2 protein-coding genes are annotated in these 1035 nt (G+C 54.0%); both read left to right on the top strand.

Features of this window, described 5'->3' with window-relative positions; all coding sequences use genetic code 11:
- The first annotated feature begins 125 nt into the window (after window positions 1-125).
- On the top strand, window positions 126-602 hold the full coding sequence (locus tag VQ042_RS26280; protein WP_442880250.1) for a DUF3780 domain-containing protein: 477 nt from the start codon (window positions 126-128) through the stop codon (window positions 600-602).
- A 2-nt stretch (window positions 603-604) separates the two neighbouring features.
- On the top strand, window positions 605-865 hold the full coding sequence (locus VQ042_RS25480) for a DUF1156 domain-containing protein (protein WP_331823033.1): 261 nt from the start codon (window positions 605-607) through the stop codon (window positions 863-865).
- Window positions 866-1035 lie beyond the last annotated feature (170 nt).

Here is a 1035-nt window from a genome sequence, read left to right as displayed (position 1 = left end):
CCGATCCAGCAGGGCGTCCTTATCAGCGTCGGTCAGCAAGCGTCGGGGCGGGTGAGTCATGGGAATCTTGACTCATATCCAGCCCCTCAAATCAAGACAGAATGCCACCGACGTGAGCAGTTACCATCATCGAGCACTTCGGACTGATTGCAGTTTCGGGTGGCGACGATCACATCCTCCGCTGCCGACTGCCTCGTCGGGCGTGGAATGCAATTCGGGATGAGGCGAAACGCGTCCTGAACGAGAGACTGCGCGAAAAGAAGCTGACCATCGGACGCTGGAATGCCGGTGACAATGCCGTGGAGCGATTGCTCGGGCGGGAACTGTGTCCCCTGGCTTGGGCGGTTGAGAAGGCAGACTCCACGCTCTATCCGGTGGCGTGCGCATCTTGGATCGCACTGAAGCGCGAAGAAAAGTGGTGGCTATTTCGGATGTGTGACGTCGCCACAGGAGAAGCAGACGCCGCCGATGTGGGTTGGCGAAAGGCTGTTCGAGTGGCTTTTACCGAGGTTCCTGGACCGAAAGTAGCAAACAAAAAGAAGAGACCTGTGGGGCCATCCGATGGTGATCTTTTCCCGCTGCCTCTGTTCGGAGACCGATAGCGATGAATGTCCATGTTAAAGGAATCGTGCCGTTCAGCCTAAAGGACGCACCGTCTTTGATTGAGAAGGCATTCTCGCCGAATGCGATGTCGTATGAGGCGAAGAAGGAACGCGATGCCAAGCAAGGTCAGACGCTGTCCGTGCTTGGCGCCTACTGGAAGGGGCGGAAGCCGTTAATTCTAGTACAGCTCGTTGACAGCGGCACCATAAAACCAGTTTCAGGACACATCACCTCAAAGCAGTACAAATATGCCTTCGCCTGATTACACATCTGGTCTCGTTCGATGCCAAGATCAAATATCTCATTGGCCACTTTTTCTGCAATCTCTTGTTGATCTAATTTTATTTTTGCTACTAAAACAACAACGGAGCGGGCGCATAAGATACTGTAATGCGGCCTTGAGATGGCCGTATATCAGTAGCGAGGACGGCC

This window comes from Aurantimonas sp. A2-1-M11, assembly GCF_036549475.1.
Lineage (GTDB): Bacteria > Pseudomonadota > Alphaproteobacteria > Rhizobiales > Rhizobiaceae > Aurantimonas.
This window is presented reverse-complemented; position numbering and strand designations above follow the sequence as displayed.